Source organism: Clavibacter michiganensis, assembly GCF_002151125.1.
In the GTDB taxonomy this organism is placed as follows: domain Bacteria; phylum Actinomycetota; class Actinomycetes; order Actinomycetales; family Microbacteriaceae; genus Clavibacter; species Clavibacter michiganensis_C.
Window position 1 is genome coordinate 322,158 of sequence record NZ_MDJZ01000016.1, and the last position, 23,161, is coordinate 345,318.

Annotated in this window: 24 protein-coding genes; 11 read left to right on the forward strand and 13 right to left on the reverse strand. The window is 75.1% G+C overall.

The annotated features are described in order from the left end of the window. Nucleotide 1: 1 nt before the first annotated feature. Nucleotides 2-436: an ASCH domain-containing protein gene (locus tag BFL37_RS10960; RefSeq protein ID WP_086515140.1), complete on the reverse strand. Its 435-nt coding sequence runs from the start codon at nt 434-436 to the stop codon at nt 2-4. 112 nt (nt 437-548) lie between these two features. On the opposite strand from BFL37_RS10960, the gene BFL37_RS10965 reads away from it, so the two are divergent. Continuing rightward, the gene (locus BFL37_RS10965; RefSeq protein ID WP_086515141.1) at nt 549-1,457 is read left to right on the forward strand and encodes an SDR family oxidoreductase; all 909 of its coding nucleotides are present in this window, start codon (nt 549-551) and stop codon (nt 1,455-1,457) included. A 42-nt stretch (nt 1,458-1,499) separates the two neighbouring features. On the opposite strand, the gene BFL37_RS10970 is transcribed toward BFL37_RS10965, so the two are convergent. Continuing rightward, entirely contained in the window at nt 1,500-2,078 is a 579-nt protein-coding gene (locus tag BFL37_RS10970) for an MOSC domain-containing protein (RefSeq protein ID WP_086515142.1), read from the reverse strand. Nucleotides 2,079-2,139: 61 nt separating this feature from the next. On the opposite strand from BFL37_RS10970, the gene BFL37_RS10975 reads away from it, so the two are divergent. Both BFL37_RS10975 and BFL37_RS10980 read left to right on the forward strand, forming a co-directional pair. Beyond that, on the forward strand, nt 2,140-3,888 hold the full coding sequence (locus tag BFL37_RS10975; protein ID WP_241533974.1) for a sensor histidine kinase: 1,749 nt from the start codon (nt 2,140-2,142) through the stop codon (nt 3,886-3,888). A 233-nt stretch (nt 3,889-4,121) separates the two neighbouring features. Continuing rightward, nucleotides 4,122-4,829 carry an Hpt domain-containing protein gene (locus BFL37_RS10980; protein ID WP_241533981.1) on the forward strand — a complete coding sequence of 236 codons (708 nt, stop codon included), beginning with the start codon at nt 4,122-4,124 and terminating at the stop codon, nt 4,827-4,829. Between the two features lie 199 nt (nt 4,830-5,028). Here the strand turns inward: BFL37_RS10980 and BFL37_RS10985 are convergent, their stop codons facing one another. From BFL37_RS10985 to BFL37_RS11010, 6 genes are all read right to left on the reverse strand, one after another. Further along, nucleotides 5,029-5,886, reverse strand: coding sequence for a response regulator transcription factor (locus BFL37_RS10985; protein WP_086515145.1), 858 nt, complete (start codon nt 5,884-5,886; stop codon nt 5,029-5,031). A gap of 131 nt (nt 5,887-6,017) precedes the next feature. Continuing rightward, nucleotides 6,018-6,641: a hypothetical protein gene (locus BFL37_RS10990; RefSeq protein WP_086515146.1), complete on the reverse strand. Its 624-nt coding sequence runs from the start codon at nt 6,639-6,641 to the stop codon at nt 6,018-6,020. A 76-nt stretch (nt 6,642-6,717) separates the two neighbouring features. Further along, entirely contained in the window at nt 6,718-7,554 is an 837-nt protein-coding gene (locus BFL37_RS10995) for an exodeoxyribonuclease III (RefSeq protein WP_086515147.1), read from the reverse strand. A 76-nt stretch (nt 7,555-7,630) separates the two neighbouring features. Next, entirely contained in the window at nt 7,631-8,041 is a 411-nt protein-coding gene (locus BFL37_RS11000) for a hypothetical protein (protein WP_086515148.1), read from the reverse strand. Next, complete coding sequence (locus BFL37_RS11005) at nt 8,025-8,687, reverse strand: Asp23/Gls24 family envelope stress response protein (RefSeq protein ID WP_241533984.1); 663 nt, start codon at nt 8,685-8,687, stop codon at nt 8,025-8,027. The genes BFL37_RS11000 and BFL37_RS11005 overlap by 17 nt, the downstream gene beginning before the upstream one ends. Further along, nucleotides 8,678-9,232: an RNA polymerase sigma factor gene (locus tag BFL37_RS11010; RefSeq protein ID WP_086515149.1), complete on the reverse strand. Its 555-nt coding sequence runs from the start codon at nt 9,230-9,232 to the stop codon at nt 8,678-8,680. The genes BFL37_RS11005 and BFL37_RS11010 overlap by 10 nt, the downstream gene beginning before the upstream one ends. A 133-nt stretch (nt 9,233-9,365) precedes the next feature. Here BFL37_RS11010 and BFL37_RS11015 point away from each other — a divergent pair, with 133 nt between their 5' ends. From BFL37_RS11015 to BFL37_RS14825, 4 genes are all read left to right on the forward strand, one after another. Next, nucleotides 9,366-9,827 carry an Asp23/Gls24 family envelope stress response protein gene (locus BFL37_RS11015; RefSeq protein WP_086515150.1) on the forward strand — a complete coding sequence of 154 codons (462 nt, stop codon included), beginning with the start codon at nt 9,366-9,368 and terminating at the stop codon, nt 9,825-9,827. 127 nt (nt 9,828-9,954) lie between these two features. Further along, nucleotides 9,955-10,890, forward strand: coding sequence for an NAD(P)-dependent oxidoreductase (locus tag BFL37_RS11020; protein ID WP_172403801.1), 936 nt, complete (start codon nt 9,955-9,957; stop codon nt 10,888-10,890). A gap of 66 nt (nt 10,891-10,956) precedes the next feature. Continuing rightward, nucleotides 10,957-11,511 (forward strand): orotate phosphoribosyltransferase, encoded by a 555-nt coding sequence (gene pyrE / locus BFL37_RS11025; RefSeq protein ID WP_086515151.1) that lies wholly within the window; start codon nt 10,957-10,959, stop codon nt 11,509-11,511. Next, on the forward strand, nt 11,511-13,817 hold the full coding sequence (locus BFL37_RS14825; protein ID WP_086515152.1) for a septum formation family protein: 2,307 nt from the start codon (nt 11,511-11,513) through the stop codon (nt 13,815-13,817). The genes pyrE and BFL37_RS14825 overlap by 1 nt, the downstream gene beginning before the upstream one ends. A 48-nt stretch (nt 13,818-13,865) precedes the next feature. Here the strand turns inward: BFL37_RS14825 and BFL37_RS11035 are convergent, their stop codons facing one another. Further along, the gene (locus BFL37_RS11035; protein ID WP_086515153.1) at nt 13,866-14,663 is read right to left on the reverse strand and encodes an HAD-IIA family hydrolase; all 798 of its coding nucleotides are present in this window, start codon (nt 14,661-14,663) and stop codon (nt 13,866-13,868) included. A 130-nt stretch (nt 14,664-14,793) separates the two neighbouring features. On the opposite strand from BFL37_RS11035, the gene BFL37_RS11040 reads away from it, so the two are divergent. Then, nucleotides 14,794-15,699 (forward strand): metallophosphoesterase, encoded by a 906-nt coding sequence (locus BFL37_RS11040; protein ID WP_086515154.1) that lies wholly within the window; start codon nt 14,794-14,796, stop codon nt 15,697-15,699. An 82-nt stretch (nt 15,700-15,781) separates the two neighbouring features. Here BFL37_RS11040 and BFL37_RS11045 read toward each other — a convergent pair whose 3' ends face one another. Then, nucleotides 15,782-15,952: a CsbD family protein gene (locus tag BFL37_RS11045; RefSeq protein WP_086515155.1), complete on the reverse strand. Its 171-nt coding sequence runs from the start codon at nt 15,950-15,952 to the stop codon at nt 15,782-15,784. A gap of 183 nt (nt 15,953-16,135) precedes the next feature. Here BFL37_RS11045 and BFL37_RS11050 point away from each other — a divergent pair, with 183 nt between their 5' ends. Together BFL37_RS11050 and BFL37_RS11055 are read left to right on the forward strand one after the other, a co-directional pair. Then, complete coding sequence (locus BFL37_RS11050; RefSeq protein ID WP_086515156.1) at nt 16,136-16,555, forward strand: PLD nuclease N-terminal domain-containing protein; 420 nt, start codon at nt 16,136-16,138, stop codon at nt 16,553-16,555. Nucleotides 16,556-16,642: 87 nt separating this feature from the next. Next, nucleotides 16,643-18,817, forward strand: coding sequence for a RecQ family ATP-dependent DNA helicase (locus BFL37_RS11055; protein WP_086515157.1), 2,175 nt, complete (start codon nt 16,643-16,645; stop codon nt 18,815-18,817). Between the two features lie 18 nt (nt 18,818-18,835). Here BFL37_RS11055 and BFL37_RS11060 read toward each other — a convergent pair whose 3' ends face one another. Further along, nucleotides 18,836-19,852 carry a DNA-methyltransferase gene (locus BFL37_RS11060; protein ID WP_241533992.1) on the reverse strand — a complete coding sequence of 339 codons (1,017 nt, stop codon included), beginning with the start codon at nt 19,850-19,852 and terminating at the stop codon, nt 18,836-18,838. 83 nt (nt 19,853-19,935) lie between these two features. Between BFL37_RS11060 and BFL37_RS11065 the strand changes: the two genes are divergently transcribed. Further along, entirely contained in the window at nt 19,936-21,168 is a 1,233-nt protein-coding gene (locus BFL37_RS11065; RefSeq protein ID WP_086515158.1) for a kynureninase, read from the forward strand. 39 nt (nt 21,169-21,207) lie between these two features. Here BFL37_RS11065 and BFL37_RS11070 read toward each other — a convergent pair whose 3' ends face one another. Then, on the reverse strand, nt 21,208-22,002 hold the full coding sequence (locus tag BFL37_RS11070; protein WP_086515159.1) for an SDR family NAD(P)-dependent oxidoreductase: 795 nt from the start codon (nt 22,000-22,002) through the stop codon (nt 21,208-21,210). A gap of 35 nt (nt 22,003-22,037) precedes the next feature. Next, nucleotides 22,038-23,132 carry a Gfo/Idh/MocA family oxidoreductase gene (locus BFL37_RS11075; RefSeq protein ID WP_086515328.1) on the reverse strand — a complete coding sequence of 365 codons (1,095 nt, stop codon included), beginning with the start codon at nt 23,130-23,132 and terminating at the stop codon, nt 22,038-22,040. Nucleotides 23,133-23,161 lie beyond the last annotated feature (29 nt).

Here is a 23,161-nt window from a genome sequence, read left to right on the forward strand (position 1 = left end):
CCTAGGCGCGGTCGTCGGCCCCGCCCACCACGCGGAAGCGCTCCATCACGATCGCGGTGTCGTCGTCGAGGCGGAACCCGGCCGGCAGCTCCGCCACGACCTCGGGCGACGTCCAGAACCCCTCGTGCCCGGCGCGCCACTCGGCGACCGTCGTGAAGCCCTCGCCCTCGTCGACCGCGTGCGCGAGCGGCACGTCCGCGAGGCGCGCGATCTCCACGGCCGTCGTCTCGACCACGAGCACCGGCCGCCCGGCGGAGTCGATGACGGCGCCGCGGGATCCGACGACCGGCAGCTCCTCGCCGTCGGCCGCGTACTGGGCGAGCAGCGAGCTGGTGGACGTCTTCGCGCCCGCGACGATCGCCGCCACGAGCTGGTCGCGCAGCGGCCCCGGGAACGCGAACTCGACGGGCGGGAGCTCGGCGTCGGGCGTCGTCATGCGTCGAGCGTACGGCGGTGGCGCCCGTCAACCCCCTCTCGGAACCGGACGCCGCGCATCGCCCGGGCCAGGCTGGACAGGACCCCACGACCCCCGAAGGAAGGCGCATCGCATGAGCGAGATCCGCAACGGCGGCAACCAGTACGAGATCCAGGACCCGATCGCGCAGTACCCGTCCCCGCCGTTCCCGCAGCAGGAGCAGACCGGCGCCGGCGACGAGAAGAGGTTCGAGCCGACGCCCGACCACGGCCAGGACAGCTACGTCGGCTTCGGCCGCCTGAAGGGCCGCAAGGTCCTCATCACGGGCGCCGACTCCGGCATCGGCAAGGCCGTCGCCATCGCGTTCGCGCGCGAGGGCGCCGACATCGCGCTCAACTTCCTCGACGAGGAGCTCGGGGACGCGCGCGACACCGCGTCCACGATCGAGGCCGACGGCCGGAAGGCCGCGCTCGTGCCCGGCGACATCTCCGACGAGACCACCTGCCAGGACATCGTGCAGGCCTCGGTGGACGCGCTCGGCGGCCTCGACTGCCTCGTCATGGTGGCCGGCTACCAGCGCAACGAGGAGGACATCCTCGACCTCGACACCGAGCAGCTCGACCGCACGCTGAAGACCAACGTGTACTCGCTGTTCTGGCTGAGCAAGGCCGTGCTCCCGCACCTGCCCAAGGGCGGCAGCATCATCACGACGAGCTCCTCGCAGGCGTACCAGCCGAGCGCCAACAAGCTCGACTACGCGACCTCGAAGGGCGCGATCCGCAACTTCACCCAGGGGCTCGCGCAGCAGCTCGCGCCGAAGGGGATCCGCGTCAACTCCGTCGCGCCCGGCCCGTTCTGGACCGTGCTGCAGCCCGTCGGCCAGTCGGCGGAGGACGTCGAGGAGTTCGGATCCCAGTCGGTCTACGGCCGCCCCGGCCAGCCCGCGGAGATCGCGGCGACGTACGTCTTCCTCGCGAGCCAGGAGTCGAGCTTCACGAGCGGCGAGACGATCGCGGTCACCGGCGGCACGCCCGTCCACTGACCCGCGGGCACGATGAGCGGGGCGACGGCGAGGCGGGGCGCGTCAGAACAGGCGCGCCCCGGCCGCCTGGTCGGCGTCGGCGTGGTCGGCGAGCGGGCGCTCGGTGCGCAGCACGGCCGGGCCGACCGTGAGGATCCCGTCGCCGAGCGGCTCGCAGCGCACCCCGCCCCGGCCGCGGAGCGCGCGGAAGGCGCCGGGCGCGAGCATCACGTCCATCCACGCGCACGGGTTCGCGGGGCGGTGGCCCTGGAACTCGACGGGCCCGTCGCCCGAGTCGATGCTGAAGCGCATGCCGCGCAGCCGGTCGGCGTCGACGCCGCGCAGCAGCACGTTGCGGCGGGTGTCCACCGGATCCAGGCCCGCCTGCACGCCGAGCTCCCGCGCCACGCGCTCGACGGACTCGACGGCCATCACCGTCACCGCCGCCGTACGGTGCGCCCGCTGGCCGAAGTAGCGGTCGCCGACGATCCCGAGCCCGGCCCGCACGCGCACGGATGCGCGCGACGGCGGATCCCCCGGCTCGTCGCGGGGACCGTGCGATGGGCGACCCTCCAGCCGGTGCACGGGCGAGGCGACCAGGAACGCGATCTCCACGGGGTGCTCGTGCGGGAGGGCGGTCATCCCGGAATCGTACGCGTGCCCTTATCACGGGGTACGTCGGCCCGGGGCGGACGCTCCACTCGTGGCTAGGATCGATGAGCGGCACGGGGTGACCGCATCAGGGGGTCACGTGGGCGAGGTCGCTGCCTCCGACGCGCGGCGTGGATCGGCGTCCCGCGCGCAGGCCGTGCTCCGCAGCATGACGCTCTCGAAGCCGCTGCACGCGCAGCTGCCCTTCATCCTGAGCCTCGCCGTCGTCGGCGTCGTCGCCGGCATGGACGACCTCGACGCGGTCGCGGATCCCGGGTTCGTGGCGGGCACGCTCGTCGCCGCGCTCGTGACGATCGCCGCGGCCGCCGTCCCGTGGGGCCGCATCGACCGGGACTGGGTGGCGGTGCTGCCCATGCTCGACTTCGTGGCGCTCGCCCTCTGCCACGACGCGATCGCCGACGAGGTGCCGTCGACCGCGTTGCTCATCGTCTTCCCCGTGATCTGGCTGGCGTACGCCTTCGCGCTGCACGTCCTGTGGCTCGGCGCCCTCGGCACGGCCTCGGTGCTCGCCCTGCCCTACCTCCGCTCCGGCACCCTGCCCGACGACACGACCGGCTGGTCGCACCTCGTCGTGCTCCCCGTCGTGATGCTGCTCGTGGCCGTCGCCGTGAACCTGCTCGGGCAGCAGCTGTTCCGGCAGCACGCTCGCCTGGAGGAGATGCGGCTCGAGCTGACGGGCACGCTCGTCGACCTGCAGGAGCGCAACTCGATCATCGACGGCGTGCTGGACGCGATCGACGACACGGTCGTCGTGCTCGACGCCACGGGTCGGGTCATGCAGCGCAACCGCGCCGCGTGGGACCTCATGGCGCTCGCCGACCCCGTCGACCCCGACGACCCGGTCGTCGGCCGCCTCGTCTACGAGGAGGACCGCACCACCCTCGTGCCGCCCGAGCGGCAGCCCGTGGCCCGCGTCCGCGCCGGCGAGGTCGTCGGCCGCGAGGTGTACTGGCTGGGCGAGGGCGGCGCGCAGAAGGCCGTGCTCGCGTCGGTCTCCCCGCTCGTGGACGGCGCCGGGCGGACCTTCGGCACGGTCGTCGTGAGCACCGACGTCACGGCGCTCGCGCTCGCGGTCACCGAGCGCGAGGACTTCGTGGCGAGCGTCTCCCACGAGCTGAAGACCCCGCTGACCTCGATCCTCGGCTACGTCGAGCTCATCGCCGACGACCTCGTGGAGGACGACCTCGACGACCGGATCACCGCCGCCCGCCTCGCGATCGTGGAGCGCAACGCGCAGCGCCTCCTCGGCCTCATCGGCGACCTCCTCACGGCGGCGCAGCACCGGCTCGCCGTCAACCGCAACCTCGTCGACGTGGGCGAGATCGTCGAGAACGCGCTCGACGTGATCCGCCCGCACGCGACGGCGAGCGGCGTGACGCTGGTCGAGCCGGACTACGAGGAGCTCGTCGCCGAGGTCGACGCCGTGCGCATCGGCCAGGTGCTCGACAACCTGCTGAGCAACGCGGTGAAGTACACGCCCGAGGGTGGCACGGTCACCACCGAGGTGCACGTCGACGGCGACCACCTCCGTCTCTGCGTCAGCGACGACGGCGTGGGCATGTCCGCGGAGGACACGTCGCAGCTCTTCACGCGCTTCTTCCGCACCAGCTCCGCCCGAGCGAGCACGGTCGCGGGCGTGGGGCTCGGCCTCAGCATCACCCGCTCCATCGTGGACGCCCACGACGGCACCATCGAGGTGGAGAGCGCCCTCGGCGCGGGCACCACCATGCGCGTGCGCCTGCCGCTGCGCGTCGGGCCCGACGCACCGCCCGCGACTTGAGCTGATCTTGTCCCGACCTTGATCGGATCCCGCATGGGGCGGTGCCAGGCTCGACGCACGACGGGGCCACCCGTCCGACACGAGCGATCGAAGGACCGGATGACCCCCCACGACCACCCCGCGAGCGGCACCCGAGCCGCACGCACCGGGTGCCGTACCGGGTCCACGGATGCGCGGCCGGTACCCGACGGCCACCTCCCCGGTCCTTCCGGTCGTCTCGTCGGCGGCCGGGCGTGAACGCCCATGCCGCCCGCGCTCCGCAGCTCCCCCCGCTCCTCGACGTCCGCGTCCTGGAGCAGCTGCTGGGCGAGCTGTCGGACGAGCACGGCCCCGCCCGACCGTCCGTCGTCCCCGCGACGGACGCCCCCGCTCCGCCCCCCGGTGTTCCCGCGCCGGGCGGCGTGACCCCGCCGCGCGGCCACCCCGAGCCGCGCCGCGGGACCCCGTCGTCCGGATCCCCCCGTCCGGACGACCGCCTCGCGACCCGTGGTGCCCCCGCACCCGGTCGCGGGCAGGCGCCGGCCGGATCCCCCCGTCCGGTCGGCGCCCCGACCTCCGCCCCGAGCGCGTCGACGCCGTCGACGCCGGAGCCCGCGGAGCCCGTCTGCCCCGGAGCGCTCACCGACGGGCAGCACGCGTGCGTCGACTTCCTCCGCTTCTTCGTCGACCTGTGGCCGACCCGCTGGGAGCGCCTCGACGTCGCCGTGCGCGCCGACGACGGTCCGGCGGCGCTCGACGCGTGCCTCAGCGTGAAGAGCTCGGCGGCGATGGTCGGCGCGCTCCGGCTCAGCGGCATCGCCGGCGAGCTCGAGCGGGCGATCCGCGCCCACGACGGGCGCGTCGCCGTCGCGATGCTGCCGGAGCTCGGCGAGGTGGGCGAGCGGAGCATGGACGCGATGCGCTCCTGGATCCGCGCCGAGGCGGGTCACCCGCCCGGCTAGACCCGTGCGCCCGGCCGCCCCGACGGCCGTCGCGCACGCCCGACCGGCCCCCGCGACAGGCCGGACGGAGGAACGGAACGGGATCCCACCCGAAGGGACCCCGATCCACGGCGCAGCTGCCGTGGGGCCCATCGGTCCCGCGGCAGCCCGCACCGCCGACGAGCGCCCGGCCGGTCGCCCGCGCCCGACGCCGGCGGCGTCAGTCGACGGGCGGCGCGAGCCGGTAGCCGACGCCGCGCACCGTCTGGATCCACCTGGCCTGGCGCGGGTCGTCGTGCAGCTTCCGGCGCAGGTTGCCGAGGTGCACCTCGACGGCGCGCTCCTCCGGCTCGGTGGAGGACGCGACGGCGTAGGAGCCGCTGCGGATGTCGCGCACCAGGTCGCCCTTGGTGCGCACGCGGCCGCCGCTCGCGAGGATGGAGGCGAGCAGGTCGAACTCGGTGCGCGTGAGGTCGACGGGCTCGCCGTCGACCGTGACATGGCGGGTGCCCTCGTCGAGCTCCAGGCCGTTGTGGCGGAGGACGTCGTCGTCCGCGGATCCGGGCTCGGTGGGCAGGGCGGGCGAGACGACGGTCGTGGTCGCGAACGCCGCGGGCTGCACCGGCTCCTCCGCGGGGACGGGCGCGGCAGGGGCGTCCGCCGCCGCCGGGATGCCGGCCGGGGGCGTCGCGGTCGCGTCCCCGCCGCCGCGCGGTCGTCGCATCATCGCGGAGATGCGGGCGCGGAGCTCGCGCGGGCGGAACGGCTTCACGATGTAGTCGTCGGCGCCCGACTCGAGGCCGAGCAGGGTGTCGACCTCCTCGCCCTGCGCCGTGAGCATCACGATGTAGGCGTCGCTCACGAGGCGGATGCGGCGCGCGGCCTCGAAACCGTCGAAGTCGGGCAGGCCCACGTCGAGCGTGATGACGTCGGGGGAGACCTCCTCGGCCAGCCGCACGCCGTCGGTCGCGGTGCCGGCGGAGTGCACCTCGAAGCCGCCCTGGCGCAGGACCACCTCGAGCAGCTGGCGGATGTCGCCGTCGTCCTCGATGACCAGAGCCACTCGTCCGCTGTCCACTACCGCCCCCTCGCATGCCGCGTGCGCGGCAGATCCCCCGGATTCCGCGACAGGCGCGCCGGACCTCCCACGCTAGCGGACCGCCGCGGCCCCGCCCTCGCCGCGGCGGCCCGCCGGGCGGACGCTCGGGATCAGGTGACGGGGGAGGACCCGGGCACGGCGACGAGCACCAGGACGGCGCCGAGGATGTACGCCGCGAGCGACGCGCCCACCCCGATGAGGAGCACCAGCCAGGGCCGGGTGCGTCCCCGGATCATGCCGACGAGCGCCACGACTATGGCGATGCCGGTCAGCATCAGCGGGCCCGCGATCGCGAGCACGTAGCCGATGGTGAAGAGGGAGTCGTCGCAGACGTAGGCGTCCACGTCGCACGCGTCGGTGACGAAGATGAGGCCCAGCCCGAAGGCCGCGACGCTGCCCCCGACGACCGCGGCGACGAGCATCGAGACGAGGGTGGTGACGAGGACGCGGCGGTCGATCCGGCGGATCCAGCGGGGCACCCAGCCGGGGCCGGCCGGATCCTCCTCGCGGGCGTCGGCGCGGTCGCGGGCGCGGTCGTCCCGGTCGCGCGCGGCGCGGCCGCCGCGGGGTGCGTCGTCGTCGGAGCCGGCGCGTCCGGCGCGGCGGGGGAACGTCGGCAGCGCGATCCGCGGGACCTCCGGCGTGCGCCGCCGACGGGCGGGCGGGGCGGCGGAGCGGCGTCCGCGGGAGGCGCGGCGGCCGCGCTCCGGGGTCGCGTCGTCGTCGGGGGTCACGGCACGAGACTACGGGGCGCGCCCCGCCCGGCCGGAATCGGCGGGGGAGCGGGACGCGACGCGGATCGGCGGCGGATCAGAAGATCATCGGCCGGTCGTCGTCGAGCTCGGTCTCCACCTCGAGGTCGACGGCCACGGGCACGTGGTCGCTGGGGCCGTCGCCCTTGCGCTCGTCGCGGTGGATCCGGGGCGCGTCCACGAGCTCGGCGAACCGGGCGTTGCCGAGGATGAAGTCGATCCGCATGCCCTCGTTCCGCGGGAACCGCAGCTGCTGGTAGTCCCAGTACGTGTAGCCCTCGGGGATCGACGGCCGCACGACGTCGGCGAGGCCGGCGTCGAGGAACGCGGCGAAGGCGGCGCGCTCGGGCTCCGAGGTGTGCGTCTTCCCCTCGAACAGCGCGGGATCCCACACGTCGGTGTCGAGCGGCGCCACGTTCCAGTCGCCCATGAGCGCGAGCGGCGTCTCGGGGTCCGCGGCCAGCCAGGCGCGGGTGTCGGCCGCGAGCGCCCCGAGCCACTCGAGCTTGTAGGAGTAGTGCGGGTCGTCGAGGCCGCGGCCGTTGGGCACGTAGAGGCTCCAGAGACGGACGCCGGCGACGGTCGCGCCCATCGCGCGCGCCTCGAGCGGCGGCTGCCCGGACGCGTCGGGCTTGCCGAAGCGGGGCATCCCCTCGAAGGTCGTGACGACGTCCTCGAGCGGCAGGCGGCTCGCGATCGCGACGCCGTTCCACTGGCTGAGCCCGTGCACGGCGACCTCGTAGCCGGCCTCCTCGAACGCCTGCATCGGGAACTGCTCGGGCTTGCACTTGATCTCCTGCATCGCCAGCACGTCGACGTCCTCGCGCACGAGCCAGTCGACGACGCGGCCCACGCGGGTGCGGATGGAGTTGACGTTCCAGGTGGCGACGCGCATGCGACAACGGTACCGGGAGCGGGCGGCGCGGCCGTCCGCGCGCGGGCCGGGACGGGCGGGGCGGAGCGGGGCCGGATCAGCCGATGCTGCCGACGCGCACCGTGACGGCCGCGAGCGCGGCGGCCTCGGGGCCCACCGACTCCGCGAGGCTCGCGCGGATCGCGTCGACGGCGGCGCGCGCGGTGTCGCTCGCGCGGCTCGACGCGTCCACCGCGATGGACGCCTCCACGAGCACGGTGCCCTCGCCGGCCTCCACGGCGACGAGCTGCTCGGCGGCGGTCGAGGATCCGGCCACGACGCCCTCGACCACCTGCTGGGCGGCCAGCAGGATCGGCGAGCGCGGCGCGTAGACGTCGGCCACGCCCGCGACGCCGCGGAGGACCGCGGTCAGGTCGCGCGACAGGTCGGCGGGCTCGGGGAGCGGCACGGGCACGCGCGCGGGCTCGGGCTCGGGCACGACGGCAGGCGCGTCATCGTCGAGGGTCATCTCCGGCCTCCTCCTGCACGGGACGCGGCTGCACGTCCACCACGGTCACGTCGATCGCCTCGACGTTCAGCTCGGTGTGCCGGAGCAGGGCCGCGTGGACCCTCTCCCGCACGCGCTGCGCGAGCTCGGGCAGCGGATCCCCCCACACCACGCTCATCGTGAGGGCCACCTGGACGGGCTCGCCCGCGCGCGTCATGTCGCCGTCGAGCGTGCACCGGCCGATGAGGACGCCCGGCACCTCGTCGCCGGCCTGCCGCACCAGGGTGCGCACGGCGCCCTCGGTGAGCGCGAGGCGGACGGCGGGATCCGGGTGGGAGAGCGGGATGTCGCGGCCGGCGCGCGACTCGCGGCTGATGTGCGAGAGCACGCCGCGGAAGAAGTCGTCGCCCGGGGCGTCGGCCTCCTCGGCCTCGACCCGCACGAGCTCGCGGCCGAGGTCGCGCATGCGCTCGAGGGCGCGGAGGGCGTTGCGGGTGTCGGGGTCGTCCTCGTAGGCGGCGACGCGCGGGGTGCGTCCGCGGTCGAGGTAGTCGGCCAGCGCGGCCATGTCGAGGGGCGCGCCGTCGGCGTCGAGCGCGGGCGCGGTCGCGGGATCCACGGGCAGGCGCTCCCCGGGATCGTCCGGTCCGGTGCCGCTCATCGCCATGCCTCCATGCTCGTCATCACGGTGGTGCGCGCCCGGGACAGCCGGCCGCGCACGGTCGAGGGCGTCGCGCCCAGCCTCTCGGCGATCTCCTCGTAGGAGAAGCCTCCCACCTCGCGCAGCATCCACACCTCGCGCTGCTCGCGGGGCAGGGTGTCCAGCACGCCGGCCAGCGCGCGCATCTGCGAGGACGTCTCGGCGTCGCGCTCCGGGGACGTGAGCCGGTCGGCGATCTCGTGGTCGTCGATGTCGTCGACCGGGCGGCGGGCGCGGATCCGGTCGATGGACTTCCGGCTGACGATCTGCAGCAGCCAGCTCTTCACGCGGTCGGGCTTCTCGAGCGTGGGCAGCCGGTCCCACGCGGTGATGAGGGCCTCCTGCACGGCGTCGTCGGCGTCGGCGCGGGATCCGGTGAGCCGGATCGCGAACGCGCGCATGTAGGGGGCGTGCCGGCGGACCAGCACCTCGAAGGCCCGAGCGTCCCCGTCGGCCGCGCGCTCGGCGAGGATGCCGTCGCCCGCGTCCTGCAACGAGGAGGAGAGGGCCATGCCGTACCTCCGTGTGCGCTGGGTGACCAGATGGATCCGCATGCGATCCGTGACGAACCGCGGCGTCCGTGCGTCCCCTCAATGAGTACCACAGCATCGCCCGGATCGCCGGGCATCCACGAGGAGGAACCGCATGAGCGACACCAGCACCCCCACCCCCGCCGACGTCACCCGCGTCGCGCCCGCGAGCGCCGGGATCACGGGGAGCGTCCTCGCCGAGGGCGACACCACGGTCACCGACGGCGTCATCGCCAAGGTCGCCGGCCTCGCCGTCCGCGACATCCCGGGCGTGCACGCGCTCGGCGGAGGCGCTGCCCGCGTCATCGGCCAGCTCCGCGACCGCATCGGCCAGACCGACCTCACGCAGGGGATCGCCGTCGAGGCCCAGGAGGCGGGCGTCGCGTTCCAGGTGACCCTCGTCGCCGAGTACGGCGTGCCGCTGCAGGACGTCGCCGCCGACGTGCGCGCCGCCATCTCCGACGCCGTCACCGAGCTCGTCGGCCGCGCCGTGACGCGCGTGGACGTCACGGTCGCCGACATCGTCATGCCCGGCGAGGGATCCGACGACGAGGCCGCCGAGGCGCCCGCCGTCTGATCCGCTCCCGCGCGCCCCGACGGGCCGCCCGTCTCGCGACGGGCGGCCCGTCGTCGCGTGGTCGCCGCACGCGGCCCCGTGGCACCGCGTCCGCCGGCCTCCCATCCGGCGGGCGTACCGTCGGGGGATGACAGACGCCACCGCCGCCGTGTCCGCATCCGTCCCCGCCTCCGACGGGCCGCCCCGCGTGGCGCTCCTCGGCACCGGCGTCATGGGTTCCGGCATGAGCCGCTCGATCCTCCGCGCGGGCCTCCCGCTCACCGTCTGGAACCGCAGCGCTGAGAAGGCCGCGCCCCTCGCCGACGACGGCGCGACCGTCGCCGGCAGCGCCGCCGAGGCCGTGCGCGACGCCGACGTGGTCGTCGTGATGCTGTTCGACCAGGACGCCGTGCTCGAGGTCCTCGCCGAGGTCGCGCCCGCGCTGGGGCCCGACGTCGTGGTCCTCCAGTCCTCCACCGTCGGCGTCGAGGGCACCCGCCGGATCGCCGCGCTCGCCGCCGAGCACGGCGTCCGCTTCGTCGACGCGCCCGTCCTCGGCACGCGCGGCCCCGCCGAGCAGGGCCTCCTCGTGCACCTCGTCTCCGGATCCGAGGCCGACCTCGCCGTCGCCCGCCCCGTCCTCGAGGCGACCGGCTCGCGCACCGTGGTCGCGGGATCCGACGCGGGTCCCGGATCCGCCCTCAAGCTCGCGTGCAACGCGTGGATCGCCTCCATCACCGCCGCTACCGGCCAGTCGCTCGGCCTCGCCCGGCTGCTCGGCGTCGAGCCGCGCCTCTTCCTCGACGCCATCGCGGGAGGCGCCGCCGACACCCCGTACGCGCACCTCAAGGGCGGCGCGATGCTGGCCGGCGAGCTCGCGCCCTCGTTCGCGCTCGACGGCCTGCTCAAGGACGTGACGCTCATGCTCGCCGCGCTCGACGGCGCCGACGCGCACGACTTCGACACCGCGATGCTCGAGGCGCTCCGCGAGACGTACGCGGAGGCGTCCGCGGCCGGTCACGGCGGCGACGACGTGGCCGCCGTCGGCACGGTGTTCGGGCTGCCGACCTCGTCCGACGCCTGATCCGGTCGGCGCCCCGCCCGCCGGTCGCACCGGCCGGCGCGGTCCCCCGCCCGTAGGATCGGCTGCGTGACGACCTCCGACGCGCGGCAGCAGCTCATCGACCACATCAAGCGGGACGCCGTCTTCCACGGCGACTTCACGCTGACGAGCGGCAAGAAGGCCAGCTACTACGTCGACCTCCGCCGCGTGAGCCTCGACCACCGCGTCGCGCCCCTCATCGGCCAGGTCATGCTCGACCTCATCGTCGACGTGCCCGACGTGGCCGCGGTCGGCGGGCTCACGATGGGCGCGGATCCCATCGCCGCCGCGATCCTGCACCAGGGCGCCGCGGTCGGCCGCGGCTACGACGCGTTCGTCGTCCGCAAGGAGCCCAAGGACCACGGCCGCGGCCGCCAGGTCGAGGGCCCGGACCTGCAGGGCAAGCGCGTCATCGTCGTCGAGGACACCTCCACCACCGGCGGATCCCCGCTGAAGGCCATCGAGGCGCTCGAGAAGGTGGGCGCGGAGATCGCCGCGGTCGCCGTGGTCGTCGACCGCTCGACCGACGCCCGCGAGGTGATCGAGGCCGCGGGGCACCGCTACCTGTACGCGATCGGCCTCGAGGACCTGGGGCTCGCGTAGTGGGCGGGCAGGCGCCCGGCGGCGGATCCGGACCCGGTCGCGACGACGACGACCCGTTCGCGATACGTCCCGCGACCGACGCCGACCGCGAGCGCCCCGCGCAGCCGCTCGCGCCGATCGGCTGGGGTCGCCCGGCCGGCCGCGAGCCGGTGCCCGCGGACCGCGAGGCACCGGACGCGGTCGAGCCGGCGGATGCCGCGGAGACGACCGACGCCGCGGAGGCGACCGACGCCGTGGAGCCGGCCGCGGCCGCGGACGAGGGCGTGGATCCCGCGCCCGCCGACCCCGCGCCCTCCGCCGATGACGACATCCTCGCGGGGATCGTCCCGCTGGACCCGACCGAGGACGACGACCGCGTCGCCCCGCTCGACCAGGTGGATCCCGCCGCCGATGCCCACGACGCCGACGTCGCGGCCGACGCGCCCGCTCCCGAGCCCGGCATCGCCGCGGCGCCGGTCGACGCGGGCGACGTCGACTTCCCCCGCGAGCCCGACGCCGGCGAGCCCGACCCCGGGTACGCGCCCGCGCCCGCGCCCGACGCGCCCGGCGAGGTGCTCACCGGCGAGGTGCTCTCGGGCGAGGTCGAGGCGGATCCCGCGCGGGACGACGACGCTCCCGCCGAGCTGGTGCTCGAGCCCCTCGATGACGGGCAGGACGACGTGGCCGTTCCGCTCGTCGCCTCCGATGCGGCGGTGGTCGACGCCGAGCTCGTCGAGGATCCCGCCGACGAGGGCGCCTCGGACCGGCCCGACGACGCCGACGACGCCGTGCAGCTGACGCCGCTGCGTGGCGACGACACGGACGAGGACGCCGACGTCGTCGACGATCCCGCCGGTCCCGCCGACGCGCCGGTCGACGCCGGCCTCGATGCAGATGCCGATGCCGACGACGATCTGGTCGAGGACGCGCCCCCGGCGCCGCTGGCTCCCGCAGCCGCCGCGGCGCGGGCCGCGGCCATGGCCTGGGCCGCGGGATCCGGGCCCGCCGCCTCGCCGACCGCCGCAGCAGCCCCCGTCGCCGGATCCGTGGAGCAGGAGCCCGCGCCCGCAGCGGCTCCGACCGCGGAGCCCGTCGCAGAGGCACCTGCACCGGCACCCGGCACGGCGCGCCCGGAGGTCCCCTCGGGGACCGCGACGGATCCCTCGACCGAGCCCGCTCCCGAGAGCGCGTCGTCGTCGCCGGGGATCGCCGACAGCACGACCGACGCCGACCACGCAGGCGATCACGGGGCCGAGCCGCAGGACGAGGCCGTGCCAGCGCCCGTCGAGCGCCCCCTCGCGAACCCGGAGCCCGGCGTCCCGGCCTCGGACGCCGCCGATGACGCGGGCGACGCCGAGCCGGTCGACGCCCTCGCCCTCCTCTTCGGCGATGTCGCGCCCGATGCCGCCGCGGATCACGACGACGACCGGGGCACCCAGGCCGAGGCGGACGACGAGGATGAGGACGACCGCACGCGCGTCCTCCCCGCCGCGGGTCCCGCCGCCGGAGCCGCGGCCGCTGCTGCCACCGCCACCGCCGCGCGATCCGATCGCGACGCGCCGACGGCCGCCGTCCCGGCCGCCGCCCCGCGGCCCGAGCCGACCCCGCGGCCCGAGCCGACCCCGCGTCCCGCGTCGGTCCCGCCGCCGTACGCCGCTCCGCCGGCGCCGCCCGCTCCGCGCGGGCCCGTCTCCGGGATCGCCCGCACCCCCGCCCCTCCGGCCGCCGCATCTCCGCGCCCGCCGCGCGGCCCGCGCCGCACCGGCCTCTGGGTCGGCGGCGCGATCCTGCTGGTCCTGCTCCTCGTCGGCCTCTTCTACCTGGGCCAGCGGCTCGGATCCGGTGCCGCACCCGACGCGGCCCCCGTCGCCACCCCGACCGCCGAGGCGACGCCGACCCCGACGCCGACCCCCACGGATCCCGTGCAGGGCCCGGCCGCCGCAGGCGTCCAGGCGTGGGACGCGTTGCTCGGCGGCGAGTGCATCGAGCCGTACTCGACCCCGTGGGAGGAGGAGTTCACGGTCGTCGACTGCGGCACCGAGCACCGCGCGCAGATGGTCGCGCGCGTCGCCCTGCCGCAGACGGGCGACGAGTTCCCCGGCGAGGACGCCCTGCGCGACTCCGCTGACGAGCTCTGCATCGCCGACACCGTGATCGACTACGCGGCCGCCCGGGCCTACGACGACGTGCAGTACCAGTCGGCGTACCCGATCAGCCAGGACGAGTGGGCCGCGGGCGACCGCGACGCCTACTGCTTCGTCTCGCGCGCCGGCGGCGGCACGTTCACGGGCAGCATCGGCGTGCCGCAGCCGCCCGTGGTCCCCTAGCGCGACGAGCGGGCGGCCGAGGAGACCGCCGACCGGCCCGCCCGCTGATCAGAGCTCGGACTCGACCGGCTCCGGGTCCAGCAGCTCGGTGACGCCCGACAGCACCTCGTCCGGGCGGAACGGGTAGCGCTCGATCTCGGCGCGGTCGCTGATGCCCGTGAGCACGAGCACCGTGTGCAGGCCCGCCTCGATGCCCGCGATGATGTCGGTGTCCATGCGGTCGCCGATCATGCCGGTGCTCTCGGAGTGGGCGCCGATCTTGTTGAGGGCCGAGCGGAACATCATCGGGTTCGGCTTGCCGACGATGTACGGCTCCTTGCCCGTGGCCTTCGAGATGAGCGCGAGCACCGCGCCCGTCGCGGGCAGCACGCCCTCCGCGCTCGGGCCGGTCGCGTCCGGGTTCGTCGCGATGTAGCGCGCGCCGCCGTTGATGAGGCGGATCGCCCGCGTGATCGCCTCGAACGAGTAGTTGCGCGTCTCGCCGATGACCACGAAGTCGGGCTTCGTGTCGGTCATGATGAAGCCCGCCTCGTGCAGCGCCGTCGTGAGGCCGGCCTCGCCGATGACGAACGCGGATCCGCCCGGCATCTGCTGCTCGAGGAACGCGGCGGTCGCGAGCGCGGAGGTCCAGATGGACTCCTCGGGCACGTGCAGGCCGGACGCGCGGAGCCGGGCGGAGAGGTCGCGCGGCGTGAAGATGCTGTTGTTGGTGAGCACGAGGAAGGGCTTGCCCGTGTCCTGCCACTGCTGGATGAGGGCGGCGGCGCCCGGGAGCGCCTGGTTCTCGTGCACCAGCACGCCGTCCATGTCGGTGAGCCAGCAGTCCATCTCGTCGCGCGTCGCCATGGGGTTCCCTCTCGTCGTGGGACGAGGCTACCGCCGGGGGATGCGCGGCCGCCGGGCAGCCGAGCCCGGCTTCACCGGATGTCCGCCGGCAGGCCGCCGCGGTGTCGGTCCGCCGCCGTAGGGTCGGCGCATGCACGCACTGCCTCCCGGATCCCTCCGCCTCGTCCACCTCAGCGACACCCACCTGCTCCGCGACGGCGGACTCCACCAGGACGTCGTCGACACGGGAGCCGCGCTCGACCGCGTCCTCGTCGAGGCCGACCGCGTCCCGCACGTGCGGCTCCTCGTCGGCTCGGGCGACCTCTCGGAGGACGGCACCCCCGAGTCGTACGCGCTCCTGCGCGACCAGCTCGTGCCGTGGACGTCGTCGCGGGGCGCCGCGCTCGTGCTGACGCCCGGCAACCACGACGTGCGCTCCGGCTTCCGGCTCGTGCTCGGCGACGGGCACGGCGGCCCGGGCACGGACGACGGCCGGGATCCCGCGGCCGTGCCGCCCATCGACGGCGTGACGATCGTGGACGGCTGGCGCATCGTCACCCTCGACAGCTCCGTGCCCGGCAAGGGCTACGGCGCGCTCCGCGAGCAGCAGCTCGACGGGCTCCGCGAGCTGCTCGCGACCCCGGCCGAGCACGGGACGGTGCTCGTGCTGCACCACCCGCCGGTCCCCGCGCCCACGGCGCTGCACGAGTCGCTCGCGCTGCAGGGTCCGGAGCGGCTGGCGGAGATCGTCCGCGGCAGCGACGTGCGGGTGATCCTCTCGGGCCACTACCACCACCACATCGTCGGGTCGCTCGCGGGCGTGCCCGTGCTGGTGGCGCCCGGCGTCGCGAACGAGACGGACGTGGCGGCCGAGCCCGGCACGGAGCGCATCGTGCGCGGATCCGGGTTCCTCGTGGTCGACGTGCGGCCGGACGGCGGCGTCACGTCGGTCGTGGTGCGGGCGCACGCGGACGACGACGGCGACGAGGTCGCGGTGCTCGACGCGGAGCTGGTGCAGCGGATCATCCAGGCGTCCGGCGCACCCGACCTGCCGTGACGGCCGGGCCCTGACGCGTCCGGACATGAGGAGAGGCGGCGACCCGTGGGTCGCCGCCTCTCCTGGCGCTGCTGGTCCGGCTCTACTTGAAGACGTCCTTGACGTCCTCGCCGGCCTTCTTGGCGGACGCGGCGGTCTGGTCCTTCTGGCCCTCGGCCTTGAGGCTCTCGTCGCCCTTGTGGTCGCCGAGCGCCTCCTTGGCCTTGCCCGCGATGTCCTGAGCAGCGTTCTTGATCTTGTCGTCGAGACCCATGATCTCCTCCTCACTGAGGCCACCGGGTGCGGCCCTCGACTGGACCTTAGGACGGGCCGCTCCTGAAGACCTGACAGATGCGAGGTGGGTGTCCACTGAGCGAAGCGGAGGGCCGTCGACCCGCCGCGCGGCCCGTGCAAGTGCCTTCCGCGGGGTCCGGCATCGCCCCTATGCTCCGGGACCGTGATCCTCTTCGGGCTGCTCCCCCTCCTCGTGGCCGTGTGCGCGCTCGTCGACCTCATCACCCGCCCGGACGACCGGGTGAAGCACCTGCCGAAGCTCGTCTGGATCCTGCTCGTCGTGTTCCTGCCCCTCATCGGCAGCATCGTGTGGTTCTGCGTCGGCCACGACTGGAACGCCCGGCCCGTGCCCGTCGGCCCGCCGGACCGGAGCGCCGCCTACGAGCGGGCCGCGGTGGCGGTCGACCGGCGCGTGCGCAGCACGGAGCAGCAGCTCGCCGACCTGGAGGAGGAGGAGCGGCACTACGCCCGGATCGCGCGGATGCGGCAGCTCCAGGCCGAGCGCGCGGTGCAGGCGGCGCGTGCCGCGGGACCGGCGCGTGAGCCCCGGGCCATCGAGCCCGGATCCACCCCCGAGCGGTAGTCCCTCCCCAGGACGCGCGCCGCCGTCCCATCCCTCCGCCGCCTCGCCGTGGGCGCCGGGGTCGGAGGCGGATGGGAGCATGGCCGCATGCCCGACACCGCGATGCCGCCCTCCTCCGCCGCGACCTCCGACCTCCGGTCCGCCGCCCGGGAGCACCTCTCGCGGCTCGTCGGCGTCGCGGGCGCCGACTTCCACGACGGCCAGTTCGAGGCCATCGAGGCGCTCGTGCAGGACCGCTCCCGCGCTCTCGTCGTGCAGCGCACCGGATGGGGCAAGTCGGCCGTCTACTTCGTCGCCACCCTGCTCCTCCGCCAGCAGGGCCTCGGCCCCACGCTCCTCGTCTCGCCGCTCCTCGCGCTCATGCGCGACCAGGTCGCCGCGGCCCGCCGGGCCGGGGTCCGCGCCGTCGCCATGAACTCGAGCAACGCGCACGAGTGGGACGACCTCCTGCGCGCGCTCGACGCCGACGAGGTCGACCTCCTCCTCGTCTCGCCCGAGCGGCTCAACAACCCGCGCTTCCGCGACGAGCAGCTGCCCGCGCTCCGGGCCCGGCTCGGCCTCCTCGTGGTCGACGAGGCGCACTGCATCTCCGACTGGGGCCACGACTTCCGGCCCGACTACCGCCGCCTCCGCGACCTCATCTCCTCGGTCGACGAGCGCGTGCCCGTCCTCGCCACCACCGCCACCGCGAACTCGCGCGTGGTGGCCGACGTCGAGGAGCAGCTGAGCGTCGGATCCGCGGGCGCGGGCGTCGTCGAGACCGAGCGCGTGCCCGTGGTCACCATCCGCGGGCCGCTCGCGCGGCGCTCGCTCCGGCTCGGCGTGCTGCGGCTCGAGAACAGCCGCGACCGGCTCGGCTGGCTCCTCAGCCACCTCGACGAGCTGCCCGGCAGCGGCATCATCTACGCGCTCACGGTGTCGGCCGCGCAGGACACGGCGCGGCTGCTGCGCGACGCCGGCCACGCCGTCAAGGCGTACACGGGGCGCGACGACCCGGCCGACCGGGAGCAGGCCGAGGGCGAGCTCCAGCGCAACGAGGTCAAGGCGCTCGTCGCCACGAGCGCGCTCGGCATGGGCTTCGACAAGCCCGACCTCGGGTTCGTCGTGCACCTCGGGGCGCCGTCGTCGCCCGTCTCCTACTACCAGCAGGTCGGGCGCGCGGGGCGCGGATCCGCGGACGCGGACGTGCTGCTCCTGCCCGGACGGGAGGATCCGGACATCTGGCAGTACTTCGCCACCGCCTCCATGCCGGACGAGCAGCAGGCGGCGTCCGTCATCCAGGCGCTCGGCGAGAGCGACCGGCCGCTGTCCGTCCCCGCGCTCGAGTCGCGCGTGCAGCTCTCGCGCAGCCGCCTCGACCTCCTCCTCAAGGTGCTCGACGTCGACGGCGCCGTGCGTCGCGACACCGCGGGGTGGTCCGCCACGGGCGTCCCGTGGGTCTACGACCGCGCCCGCTACGAGCAGGTCGCCGCGGCGCGGGTGCGCGAGCAGCAGGCGATGCTCGACTACGAGACCACGCTCGGCTGCCGGATGGAGTTCCTCCAGCGCCAGCTCGACGACGACACCGCGGCGCCGTGCGGCCGTTGCGACCGGTGCGCGGGTGCGTGGTACCCGACGTCGCTGGATCAGCGGGCGTCGGCCACCGCGTCGCAGGCGCTCGACAAGGTGGGGCTGCCCATCGAGCCGCGGCTGCGCTGGCCCACGGGCGCGTCGAGCGTCGGAGTCCCGCTCAGCGGCGCCATCGTCGCGGACGAGCAGGTCGACGAGGGCCGCGCGCTCGCCCGCCTCACCGACCTCGGCTGGGGCGGGCGCCTCCGCACGGTCTTCGCGGCCGGCGCCGAGGACGCGCCCGTCGACGATGCCCTCGTCGCCGCCTGCGTGCGGGTGCTCGCTGAGTGGGGCTGGGCGGAGCGTCCGCGCGCGGTCGTGCACGTGCCGTCCGCGGGCCGGCCGCAGCTCGTCGGCAGCCTCGCCCAGCGCATCGCCGAGGTGGGGCGCCTGCCGTTCCTCGGGTCGCTCGACCTCGTGGATCCCGGTGCCCCCGGTGCTGCGCGCGGCAACAGCGTCTACCGGCTCGGGCGGGTGCACCCGCGGTTCCAGGTGCCGACGCACCTCGCGGACGACCTCGCCGCGGATCCGCGCACCGTGCTCCTCGTGGACGACCTGGTCGACACCCGCTGGACCCTCACGGTCGCCGGTCGGCTGCTGCGCAAGGCCGGGGCCACCCGCGTGCTGCCGTTCGCGCTCGCGCAGCAGGGGTAGTCGGGCGGCCGGGGCGGGTCAGCCGGCGGTCGGCGGCACGGGGACGCCCGGCTCGGGATCCGGCGACGCGAACACGGTGCCGCCGCCCGCGAGCCGGGCGCGCATCACCTCCAGGGCCTGCGGGTTCTCGTCCACCAATACGAAGCGGCGGCCGAGCTCGCGGGCCGCGGCGCCCGTGGTGCCGGATCCGGCGAAGAAGTCGAGCACCCAGTCGCCCGGCCCGCTCGACGCCTGCACGATGCGACGCAGCACGCCGAGCGGCTTCTGGGTCGCGTAGCCGGTCTTCTCGCGGCCCGTAGGGGAGACGATCGTGTGCCACCAGACGTCCGTCGGCAGCTTGCCGCGCTCGCGCTTCTCCGGGGTCACGAGGCCGGGCGCCATGTACGGCTCGCGGTCGACGCCCTCCGAGTCGAAGCGGTAGCGGAGCGGGTCCTTCACGTAGACGAGGATCGTGTCGTGCTTGGCCGGCCAGCGGCGGCGGGACTTCGCGCCGTAGTCGTACGCCCACACGATCTCGTTGAGGAACGAGCGGCGGCCGAAGAGCGCGTCGAGCACGACCTTCGCGTAGTGCACCTCGCGGTAGTCGAGGTGCAGGTAGAGGGTCCCGGTCGGGTGGAGGAGACGCCACGCCTCGATGAGCCGCGGCTCGAGGAAGTCCCAGTAGTCGGCGAACGAGTCGTCGAAGCCGTAGAGCATGCCCTTCACGGAGTCGTAGCTGCGGCCGTGGAAGCCGAGGCGCGCACCCGGCGGGCGGACCGGCTCGGGCGTCGCGGTGCTCGCGGGGGCGAGGGCGGGGGCAGCGGTCGCGGGGTCGGCGGCGGCGGTGTCGTCGGCGGCGCCGGCTTCGGGATCCGGGTCCGGGTCGGCGCTGCGCCTGACCGTGAGGTTCTGCCGCTCCTGCGTGCGGCCGGTGTTGAACGGCGGATCCAGGTAGATGAGCTGGAAGGCGCCGTCGGGGAGGGCGCGCACGGCCTCGAGGTTCTCCGCGTGGATCACGAGGTCGGGGCCGTCGGGGGTCCACGCGGGCAGGGGCACGCCCCGAGGTTAACGGAAGGCCCGAGGGGCGCCGGTCGCGCCCGGCCGCGGTCGTCGCGCGCTCCGGCTCGTAGGCTGCGGACGTGACACCCGACGCCCACGCCTCCCACCCGATCCCGTCGGCCGCCGAGCTCGACGCCCGCGACCCGCTGGCGCGCTTCCGCGACCTGTTCGTGCAGTCCGACGACGTGGTCGCCTACCTCGACGGCAACTCGCTCGGGCTGCCTACCCTCGCGAGCGTCGAGCGCATGGCATCGTTCGTGCGCGATCAGTGGGGCGGCCGCCTCATCCGCGGCTGGGACGAGGACTGGCTCGAGATGCCGACGCGCATCGGCGACGACCTCGGTCGCGTCGCGTACGGCGCGGCGGCCGGCCAGACGTTCGTCGGCGACTCCACCACCGTGATCCTCTACAAGCTCGTGCGCGCCGCCGTCCGCGCGCGGCCCGGCCGCGACGAGCTCGTGATCGACACCGACAACTTCCCGACCGACCGCTTCGTGCTCGAGGGCGTCGCCGAGGAGTGCGGCATGACGATCCGCTGGATCGAGGTGTCGCCCGACGCCGGGGTCACGCCGGAGCTCGTCGCGGAGGCGGTGGGGGAGCGGACCGCGCTCGTGGTGCTCAGCCAGGTCGCGTACCGGTCGGGGTTCCTGGCGGACGTGCCGGGGATCACGCGCATCGTGCACGACGCCGGCGCGCTCGTGCTGTGGGACACCTGCCACTCGGTCGGCGTGATCCCCACCGAGCTCGACGCGTGGGGTGTCGACCTCGCGGTCGGCTGCAGCTACAAGTACCTCGACGGCGGGCCGGGCGCGCCCGCGCACGGCTACGTGCGGAGCGACCTGCAGGGTGAGCTGCGGCAGCCGATCCAGGGCTGGATGGGCGCGCAGGACGTCTTCGCGATGGGGCCGGAGTACGTGCCGGCCGACGGGATCCGCCGCTTCCTCAGCGGCACTCCGCCCATCGTCGGGATGCTCGCGATGCAGGACATGATCGCGCTCATCGAGGAGGCGGGCATGCCCGCGATCCGCGCCAAGTCGCTCGCGCTCACCGGCTTCGCGCTGGATCTCGTCGACCGCGACCTCGTGCCGCTCGGCGCCCGCGTCGCGAGCCCGCGCGAGGAGGACCGGCGCGGCAGCCACGTGAGCGTCGACCACCCGCGGTTCCGCGACATCGTCGGCGCGCTGTGGGCGGAGGGCGTGATCCCCGACTTCCGCGCGCCGTCCGGCCTCCGCCTCGGGCTCAGCCCGCTGACCACCTCGTTCCGCGAGGTGGAGGTCGGCGTGGAGGCGATCCGGCGGCACCTGGCGGGCTGAGGCGCGCGACCGCCCACCCGGCCCGGCGCCCGCCTCGCCCTACGGCAGGATGGCGTCCACGTACCCGCCGTCGACCCGCAGCGCGCCGCCGGTCGTCGCCGACGCCTGCCGCGACGCCAGGTACACGCACATGTTCGCGATCTCCTCCGGCTCGATCAGCCGCTGGATGAGCGACTGCGGCCGGTGCTCCCGCATGAACTCCCGCTGCGCCTCGTCCCACGGCAGGTCGTCGCCCACGAGCTCGCGCGCGAAGGCCTCGACGCCGCCGGTGTGCGTGGGGCCGGCCATGACGCAGTTGACGGTGACGCCGGATCCGGCCGCCGCCTTGGCGAAGCCGCGCGAGACGCCGAGGAGCGCGGTCTTCGAGACGCCGTAGTGGATCATCTCGGCCGGCGTCGCGACGGCCGAGTCGCTCGCGATGTACTGCACGCGTCCCCAGCCGCGCGCCATCATGCCGGGCAGGTACGCGCGGGTGAGGCGCACGCCCGCGAGCACGTTGACCTCGAAGTAGCGGCGCCACTCGTCGTCGGAGATGTCGAAGGGGTCGGCCGAGGCGAAGATCCCGAGGTTGTTGACGAGCACGTCGACCTCGGGGAAGAGCTCGACCGCCCGGGCGGCGCCCTCCTCGGTCGCGACGTCGGCGGCGAGCACCTCGACGGGCGCGTCCGGATGCGCGGCGAGCAGCCGGTCGCGCGCCGCCGCCGTCCGCTCCTCGTCGCGGCCGTTGACGATCACGCGGGCGCCCGCGGCGAGCAGCCCCTCCGCGATCGCGTACCCGATGCCCTGCGTGGAGCCCGTGACGAGGGCGGTGGATCCCGTGAGGTCGATGCGCATGTCGTGCCTTCCGTGAGAGGAGGAGGGAGTGCGGGTCAGTCGGCCCAGGCGCGCCGCGTGCTCCGGACGGGCTCGCCGGTGGTCGCGGCCTCGTGCATGAGGAGCGCGAGGTGGTGGTCCTGCGACGCCTCCGCGAGCGAGTTGGTGGAGGGTCCGCCGGCCGCGTGCGCGTGCATCTCGACGAGGCACTGGGCGATGGCGATCTCGTCGTCCGCGAGCCGGCCCGGCGCGAACGGGTTCTCGTAGACCCACTCGGATCCGAGCAGCAGGCCGCGCAGGTGGTGGCCCTCGAGGTTCCCGCCCTGCCCGGTCTCGACGCGCGCGATGTCGGCCCACGTCGGCGTCGTCGCGTCGAGCAGCCAGCTCACGTGCTCGTCGACGATCTCGCCGCGCTCGCCGCGGACGAGGAGCCGGTTGCGGCGGATCCAGGAGAAGTACTGCCGGTCGGCGAAGTCGTAGACGCCCAGGCGGTCGCCGAAGTCGAAGCGCGCGGTGGTCTGCACGGCCGTGACGACCTCCTCGCGCACGGGGTCCCCGTCGCGGTCGGGCCCGGCGACGAGCGGCGAGGAGAAGCGCTGCGCGGTGATGGTCGCGTCCTCGAACCCGATGCCCAGCGCCCGGCGCATCACGCGGACGCCGTGGTAGTCGTGGCACTGCGCGACCGTGGCCTGGCTGATCCGCCCCAGCCTGCCGTCGGCGGCGATCGCGAGCTGCGCGGCGAGCAGCGGCGAGAGCGGGTACTGCTCGGCCACCTCGATCCTGGCGCCCTGCCTCACGAGCGCATCGAGCCGCTCGAGGTCCTCGACGGTCTCGCCGGGCGGGGTCTCGGTGAGCACGGCGACGCCGCGGTCGACGAGGTCGGCGATCACGTCGGGCGCGGCCGCCCGCGGCACGGACACGACCACGAACGACGGCGCCTCGGCGGCGAGCAGCTCGGCCGCGGTGCGGAAGGTGCGGATCCCCCACTCCTCCTCGAGCGCACGGCCCGTCTCGGCGCTGCGCGTCACGAGCCCGGTGACCGCGAAGCGCTCGGGGAGGGCGCGCGCGATGCGCAGGAAGAAGGCGCTGCGCCAGCCGCTCCCCACGATGCCGAAGCGGATCTGCGGGGCGGGCGTCGCGGGGCGGGGCATGGTCGCCAGCGTACGCGCGGGGTCGCGCG

Bases quoted from the DNA above. Each gene is read 5' to 3' on its own strand.
- BFL37_RS11055 (WP_086515157.1), top strand. From the start codon at position 16,643: ATGCCCGACACCGCGATGCCGCCCTCCTCCGCCGCGACCTCCGACCTC.
- BFL37_RS11045 (WP_086515155.1), bottom strand. From the start codon at position 15,952: ATGGGTCTCGACGACAAGATCAAGAACGCTGCTCAGGACATCGCGGGC.
- BFL37_RS11075 (WP_086515328.1), bottom strand. From the start codon at position 23,132: ATGCCCCGCCCCGCGACGCCCGCCCCGCAGATCCGCTTCGGCATCGTG.
- BFL37_RS11020 (WP_172403801.1), top strand. From the start codon at position 9,955: ATGACAGACGCCACCGCCGCCGTGTCCGCATCCGTCCCCGCCTCCGAC.
- BFL37_RS11040 (WP_086515154.1), top strand. From the start codon at position 14,794: ATGCACGCACTGCCTCCCGGATCCCTCCGCCTCGTCCACCTCAGCGAC.
- BFL37_RS10995 (WP_086515147.1), bottom strand. From the start codon at position 7,554: ATGCGCGTCGCCACCTGGAACGTCAACTCCATCCGCACCCGCGTGGGC.
- BFL37_RS11035 (WP_086515153.1), bottom strand. From the start codon at position 14,663: ATGGCGACGCGCGACGAGATGGACTGCTGGCTCACCGACATGGACGGC.
- BFL37_RS10970 (WP_086515142.1), bottom strand. From the start codon at position 2,078: ATGACCGCCCTCCCGCACGAGCACCCCGTGGAGATCGCGTTCCTGGTC.
- BFL37_RS10960 (WP_086515140.1), bottom strand. From the start codon at position 436: ATGACGACGCCCGACGCCGAGCTCCCGCCCGTCGAGTTCGCGTTCCCG.
- BFL37_RS11010 (WP_086515149.1), bottom strand. From the start codon at position 9,232: ATGGCCCTCTCCTCCTCGTTGCAGGACGCGGGCGACGGCATCCTCGCC.
- BFL37_RS11000 (WP_086515148.1), bottom strand. From the start codon at position 8,041: ATGACCCTCGACGATGACGCGCCTGCCGTCGTGCCCGAGCCCGAGCCC.
- BFL37_RS11015 (WP_086515150.1), top strand. From the start codon at position 9,366: ATGAGCGACACCAGCACCCCCACCCCCGCCGACGTCACCCGCGTCGCG.
- BFL37_RS11005 (WP_241533984.1), bottom strand. From the start codon at position 8,687: ATGGCGATGAGCGGCACCGGACCGGACGATCCCGGGGAGCGCCTGCCC.
- BFL37_RS10965 (WP_086515141.1), top strand. From the start codon at position 549: ATGAGCGAGATCCGCAACGGCGGCAACCAGTACGAGATCCAGGACCCG.
- BFL37_RS11070 (WP_086515159.1), bottom strand. From the start codon at position 22,002: ATGCGCATCGACCTCACGGGATCCACCGCCCTCGTCACGGGCTCCACG.